4 protein-coding genes are annotated in these 6,539 nt (G+C 66.8%); 3 read left to right on the plus strand and 1 reads right to left on the minus strand.

What is annotated here, in order from left to right; translation table 11 throughout:
- Positions 1 to 708 precede the first annotated feature (708 nt).
- Together ACFVYN_RS40780 and ACFVYN_RS40785 are read left to right on the plus strand one after the other, a co-directional pair.
- Entirely contained in the window at positions 709 to 2,706 is a 1,998-nt protein-coding gene (locus tag ACFVYN_RS40780) for a glycosyltransferase family 2 protein (RefSeq protein ID WP_390007860.1), read from the plus strand.
- Positions 2,703 to 4,640, plus strand: coding sequence for a galactose oxidase-like domain-containing protein (locus ACFVYN_RS40785; protein ID WP_390007863.1), 1,938 nt, complete (start codon positions 2,703 to 2,705; stop codon positions 4,638 to 4,640). Before ACFVYN_RS40780 ends, ACFVYN_RS40785 begins: the two co-directional genes overlap by 4 nt.
- Positions 4,641 to 4,748: 108 nt before the next feature.
- On the opposite strand, the gene ACFVYN_RS40790 is transcribed toward ACFVYN_RS40785, so the two are convergent.
- On the minus strand, positions 4,749 to 5,789 hold the full coding sequence (locus tag ACFVYN_RS40790) for a glycoside hydrolase family 6 protein (protein WP_390007866.1): 1,041 nt from the start codon (positions 5,787 to 5,789) through the stop codon (positions 4,749 to 4,751).
- Between the two features lie 159 nt (positions 5,790 to 5,948).
- Here ACFVYN_RS40790 and ACFVYN_RS40795 point away from each other — a divergent pair.
- Positions 5,949 to 6,539: GAF domain-containing protein (locus ACFVYN_RS40795; RefSeq protein WP_390007869.1), on the plus strand; the 591-nt coding region annotated here is incomplete at its 3' end.

Here is a 6,539-nt window from a genome sequence, read left to right on the forward strand (position 1 = left end):
AGCGGGTCCGGGGTTCGAGTCCCTGGCGGCGCACCGACGATTGAAGGCTCCCCGTGAAAGCGGGGGGCCTTCAATGCTTGAGGGCAGGGCAGGGCAGGGCGGCCGGGGGTCCGGGGGTTGCCCCCGGAAGATGCAGCATCAGCGGGTCCGGGGTTCGAGTCCCTGGCGGCGCACCGACGATTGAAGGCTCCCCGTCAAAGCGGGGGGCCTTCAATGTTTGGCCGAGCCGGCCGAGCCACTGTGGCGCACAGGGGCGACGCACCGACATGGAAGGCCCCTCGCTTCGGCGGGGGGCCTTCCTGCGTGAAATAGGGTGAACCGGACCGGTCCGGGGGCCGTACGGATGTCCGCGACGACCGCGTGGGGCACCCACACGAGCCACAATGAACGCGTATGACCGGTAAACACCGTGTTTCGCATCTTGCGATCATGATGAGCACCGTAGAACCCTGGTTTTCAAGATGCTGCGTATACGCGGCAGTTGGGGGGCAAGGAGACGGTTGCCGGTGTTGCGGGGAAAAAAGGGGCCCCGCCGCTGATGATGCCGGAGGGGGCGTCTGCAACCGGAAGGCCGCTGTTACCTGTCTCATGCTGTGAGGACTGTGGTGACTGCGGCCACCACTGATACGTCCGAAATGGTCGAGGGGGACCAGCTCGGACGTAAGGAAACGACGACACGCGGCCTGTCCGCGTGTGGGGGGATGACTCATGACGTCGACGCCGACGGGCGCCCGGCAGAATTTCGACCCGTCCGACACCACTCAGCTCAGGCTGCCTTCGCACCGGACCGGCACACTGGGCCGGATAAAGAAGACACTTCCGAAGTACGACTACGAGCACTACAGCAGACTGGCCGGTCCCCTTACACAGCCCGACCCGGGCAAGCCCTACAAGGTCCAGTACCGCTCGCTGATCTCGCAGGAGCCGCACCGCATCCGGGTCGCCCTGATGCTCGCCGCGGCCCCGCTGCTCTCGCTGGTCCTGCTGGGCTGGCTGCTGCAGCCCGAGCACTGGACCGAGCGCGACTACCCGGCCTTCTCGTGGCTTCCGGCCCTGGACATCGTCATGCTCGTCTCGATCGGCCTGATCGAGTTCTTCCGCTGCATGAACGTCCTGTCCAACGCGCACGCCACCCTGGTCGCCCGTGACCCGGTCCCGGTGGTGCCCGAGACCGGGACCAGAGTGGCCTTCCTCACCTCCTTCGTGCCCGGCAAGGAGCCGTTGGAGATGGTGACCAGGACACTCGAAGCCGCGGTGAAGATCCGCCATCGCGGCCTCCTGCACGTCTGGCTCCTGGACGAGGGCGACGACCCGGCGGTCAAGGAGGTGTGCGCCCGGCTCGGCGTGCACCACTTCTCCCGCAAGGGCGTCGAGAAGTGGAACCAGCCCAAGGGCCCGCACCGCGCCAAGACCAAGCACGGCAACTACAACGCCTGGCTGGACGCGCACGGCGACCAGTACGACTTCTTCGCCTCCGTGGACACCGACCACGTGCCGCTGCCCAACTACCTGGAGCGGATGCTCGGCTACTTCCGCGACCCGGACATCGGTTTCGTGATCGGCCCGCAGGTCTACGGCAACTACGACAACTTCGTCACCAAGGCCGCCGAGTCCCAGCAGTTCCTCTTCCACGCGCTGATCCAGCGCGCCGGCAACAAGTACGGCTCCCCGATGTTCGTGGGGACGTCAAACGCCGTACGGATCAAGACGCTGAAGCAGATCGGCGGGCTGTACGACTCGATCACCGAGGACATGGCGACCGGATTCGAGATCCACCGCCACAAGAATCCGGCCACGGGCCGCAAGTGGCGTTCGGTCTACACCCCGGACGTGCTCGCGGTCGGTGAGGGGCCGAGCGCCTGGACGGACTTCTTCACCCAGCAGATGCGCTGGTCGCGCGGGACGTACGAGACGATCCTCAAGCAGTACTGGAAGGGCTGGTACTCGCTGCCGCCGGGCAAGCTCTTCAACTACACGATGATGATCATCTTCTACCCGATGTCCGCCCTCAACTGGATCCTCGCGGCCCTGAGCTGCGCGCTGTTCCTGGGCCTGGGCGCCTCGGGTGTGAACATCGACCCGACCGTGTGGCTGATGCTCTACGGCAACGCCTCCGCGCTCCAGATCGGCCTGTACATCTGGAACCGCCGCCACAACGTCTCCCCGCACGAGCCGGAGGGCTCCGGTGGCGTGGCCGGCATGGTGATGTCGGCGCTGTCCGCCCCGCTGTACGCCAAGGCGCTGGTCGACTCGCTGCTGCGGCGCAAGAGCAAGTTCGTGGTGACGCCCAAGGGCGACTCGGCCAGCCCCGACCGGTGGTTCGCGACCTTCCGCTACCACTGGTACTTCATCGCGATCTTCGGTGGCTCGATCGGTGCCGGTATCGCCCTCGGGCACTCCCACCCCGCGATGATCACCTGGGCGACCTTCGCCATGCTGATCACCGCGACACCGATCTTCACCTGGCGGCACATGCTGCGCCAGGCGAAGAAGAAGCCCGCCACCGCACCGCAGGAGACCGTGGTTCCGGCTCAGGTTCCGGCGCACCAGCAGTACCAGCCGCAGCCGCTGCCGGCCGCCCAGCACGCTCCCGCTCAGCACGCACCGGCGGACAAGCCGAGCTGGGCCGACTCGAACACGCACGACGAGGGCAACGACCAGACCATGCAGATCGCCCTCGGTGGACTTGGGGGACGTAAGGAATGAACGACAGTGCAGGCGGCCGCCGTGCCCGTCGACTCGCGATCGGTACGGCGGTGGTGCTCGCGCTGGCCGGGATGAACGGCCCGTGGCTGCTCCGCTTCGGGACTGCGAAATACCACCAGTACCAGATCAACAAGCCCGAGTACAAAGCCGAGAACGGCAAGTGGGAGATCGTCGACTTCCCCGAGAAGTACCGGCAGAACACCATCCACGCGGCGCTGCTGCGCACCGGGAAGGTGCTGCTGGTGGCAGGTTCGGGCAACAACCAGGACAACTTCGACGCGAAGAGGTTCGACACCCGGATCTGGGACCCGGTCAAGGGCACGATCAAGAAGGTGCCCACGCCCAAGGACCTGTTCTGTACGGGGCACACCCAGTTGTCGAACGGCAATCTGCTGATCGCCGGTGGCACCAAGCGGTACGAGAAGCTCAAGGGTGACGTCACCAAGGCCGGCGGCCTGATGATCGTCCACAACGAGAACCCGGACCAGCCGATCACCCTGCCTGCGGGTACCAAGTTCACCGGCAAGGAGAACGGCAGGACGTTCGTGTCGAGGGACCCGGTCGTCGTCGAGCGGGCCACGAAGGTCTTCGACAAGAAGACCGGGAAGTTCCTGCGCAACGACCCCGGGCTCGGACGGATCTATGTCGAGGCACAGAAGAGCGGCGCCAAGTACGAGACAGGTACCCAGGACAACTACCGGATCCAGGGTCTGACCGGGGCCGATGCCCGTAACACCTACGGCATCGCGCAGAAGCTCGCGCTCGACAAGAAGGACTTCCAGGGGATCCGGGACGCATTCGAGTTCGATCCGGTCGCCGAGAAGTACATCAAGGTCGACCCGATGAAGGAGGCCCGCTGGTATCCGACGCTCACCACCCTGAGCGACGGGAAGGTCCTCAGTGTCTCCGGGCTCGACGACATCGGGCAGCTGGTGCCGGGCAAGAACGAGGTGTTCGACCCGAAGACCAAGAAGTGGACGTACCTGCCGACGGTCCGCCAGTTCCCGACGTACCCCGCGCTGTTCCTCCTGCAGAACGGCAAGGTCTTCTACTCGGGGTCCAACGCGGGGTACGGGCCGGACAACGTGGGCCGGGTGCCGGGCATCTGGGACGTGGACACCAACAAGTTCACGAAGATCCCGGGGCTCAGCGACGCCGACAGGATGGAGACCTCCGGGACCGTACTGCTGCCGCCCGCGCAGGACGAGAAGTTCATGGTGATCGGGGGCGGCGGGGTCGGCGAGTCCAAGTTGTCCAGCAACAGGACGCGGATCGTGGACATGAAGGCGGACAGCCCGAAGTTCGTGGACGGGCCGACGCTGGAGAAGGGGACGCGGTATCCGCAGACCTCGATCCTTCCCGACGACAGCGTGCTGGTGTCCGGAGGGTCGGAGGACTATCGCGGGCGCGGTGACTCCAACATCCACCAGGCTCGGCTGTACCACCCGGACACGAACACGTTCGAGTCGGTGGCCGATCCGTTGGTGGGGCGCAACTACCACTCCGGGTCACTGCTGTTGCCGGACGGGCGGGTGATGTTCTTCGGGTCGGACTCGCTGTACGGGGACAAGGCGAACACGAAGCCGGGTGTCTTCGAGCAGCGGATCGAGATCTATACGCCGCCTTATCTGTACCGGGATTCTCGGCCTTCGCTGTCCGGAGGGCCGCAGACGATCGCTCGGGGTGGCTCCGGGACGTTCACCTCTCCGCAGGCTTCTGTGATCAAGAAGGTGCGGTTGATCCGGCCGAGTGCGTCGACTCATGTGACGGATGTGGATCAGCGGTCGATCGAGCTGAAGTTCACGGTGTCCGGGGACAAGGTGAAGGTGACGGTGCCGGGAAACAGGAACTTGGTTCAGTCGGGGTGGTACATGCTGTTCGTCGATGACGATCAGGGGACGCCGTCGAAGGCACAGTGGGTTCGAGTTCCTTAGCACTGCAACAGCACTGCAACGCTCCCGCACCTTTGTTCTTGGGTGCGGGAGCGTTGTGGCGGGTCGCGCCCACGCGGCGGAGCCGCAAATCGATACAGCCACGCGCCCCTAAGGAGTCGAAGCCGCTGCCAGCTTCAAGGCATAGGTCGGCCACCATTGACCGGCCTTCGGGCCGCCCTTGCACTCGCCGTCCGACTCCCCCGGGCGCTTGACCCACAGGTAGGCGTCCACCAGGGGGTCCGCCGTCTTTATGGTCGGGGTCTCCCCCAGGGCCCGGCCCGGTGGGTTGCACCAGCGTTCGTTCTCGTCGCCGGACGTGTAGGGGCCGTTGCCGTTGCGGCTGGTGTCGATGACGAAGTGTTTGTTGCCGACCTTGGCGGAGAGCTGCTTGCCGTAGGTGATGGAGTCCTCGGTGGAGTAGAAGTTGGAGACGTTCACCGAGAAGCCGTCGGCCTTGGCGATGCCGGCCCACTTCAGGGGTTCGAAGATCTGGTCCGGGTGGCCCCAGCCCGCGTTGCCCGCGTCCAGGTAGACCTTCGTGTTCTTCAGGGCGCCGAGCTTCTCGACGGCGCCGGTGAGCAGGTCGTAGCGCTCCTCGTGGAACTCGTCCTTGGTGCAGCCGTCGACCAGGTGCAGGACGGCGTCCGGTTCGAGGATCACGGTCGCCGAACGGTCGCCGATGCCCGCGGCCACGCCGTCGATCCAGGCCCGGTAGGCGTTGCCGTCGGCGGCGCCGCCCTGGGAGTACTGGCCGCAGTCGCGGTGCGGGATGTTGTAGAGGACGAGGAGGGCCGTACGGCCGGCCCGGTCCGCGGCCTCGGTGAAGCCGCGCGCCTCCTGCTCCGGGTTCTCCGTGCCGATCCACTCGCCGGTCGGCTGCTGGGCGATCTTGCGGATCTGTTCGGCCTCGTCGTCCTTGCCGCTCTTGACGTACGACGCGACCTGCCTGGCCGCGTTGCCGTCCGGGTTGACCCAGAACGGGTCGGCCTCCTTGGGCTGCTGGGTGATCCCGGCGCCGGGCTTGTCGCCCCCGCCGTCCTTCTCCGGTTCCCCCGACGACGAACACGCGGCGAGCAGCAGTGCCGCCCCCAGCACCGCCGCGGACGCCCGTGCCCGGGCCGCCCGCCTGGCCCCCCTGCTGACGTACATCCAATTCCCCCCTGGGTGCACCGTGGCAAGTCTCAATCGTGACACATCGGTCGCGCCGCCCACGAGCTCGCCCGAGCCTTGTCCAGGAGCTGTTACAGCCCCGAAGGTCGGGGGAGGGGCGCGCCGTACGGGGGCGCTCGTCGATGAGGGGAGTGCTCAGTGACGCGGTATGCCATCAGGGAGATCCGGCTGGCCTCGGCACTGGTGGAGGCGGCGGACACCCTGGCCGAGGACTTCGAGGCCTCCCGGTACTTACAACGGGTCTGCGACCGCTGCGTGGAGCTGCTCGACGCGCGGGCGGCCGGGGTGATGCTCATCGACGGCGGCCGGCCGGTGTCCCTGGCCGCCGGCAGCCGGGACGAGCAGGTGGCGCTGGAGTTGCTGGAGGCGCAGCACGGCGGCGGACCCTGTCTGGACAGCTACGGATCGGGAGAACCCGTACCGCCGGTCTCCATACGGGTCGCCCACGCGGCCGCCCGCTGGCCCGACTTCACCGAACGGGCCCTCAGGCACGACATCGCGACCACGTTCGCGGTCCCGCTGCGCTGCCGCGAGAACCTGCTCGGCGCCCTCAACGTGTTCGTGCCGGCGCTGCCCGACACCGCTCAGGACGACGATGTCACCTCCGGGCTGCTCGTCGCCCAGGCCCTCGCCGACGCCGTCGCCCTCGGTCTGCAGAACCGTCACACCTACGTGCAGCACCGCACCCTGTCCGGTCAGTTGCAGCAAGCTCTGTCCAGCAGGGTCCGC

Source organism: Streptomyces sp. NPDC058307, from assembly GCF_042880295.1.
Classification (GTDB): Bacteria; Actinomycetota; Actinomycetes; order Streptomycetales; family Streptomycetaceae; genus Streptomyces.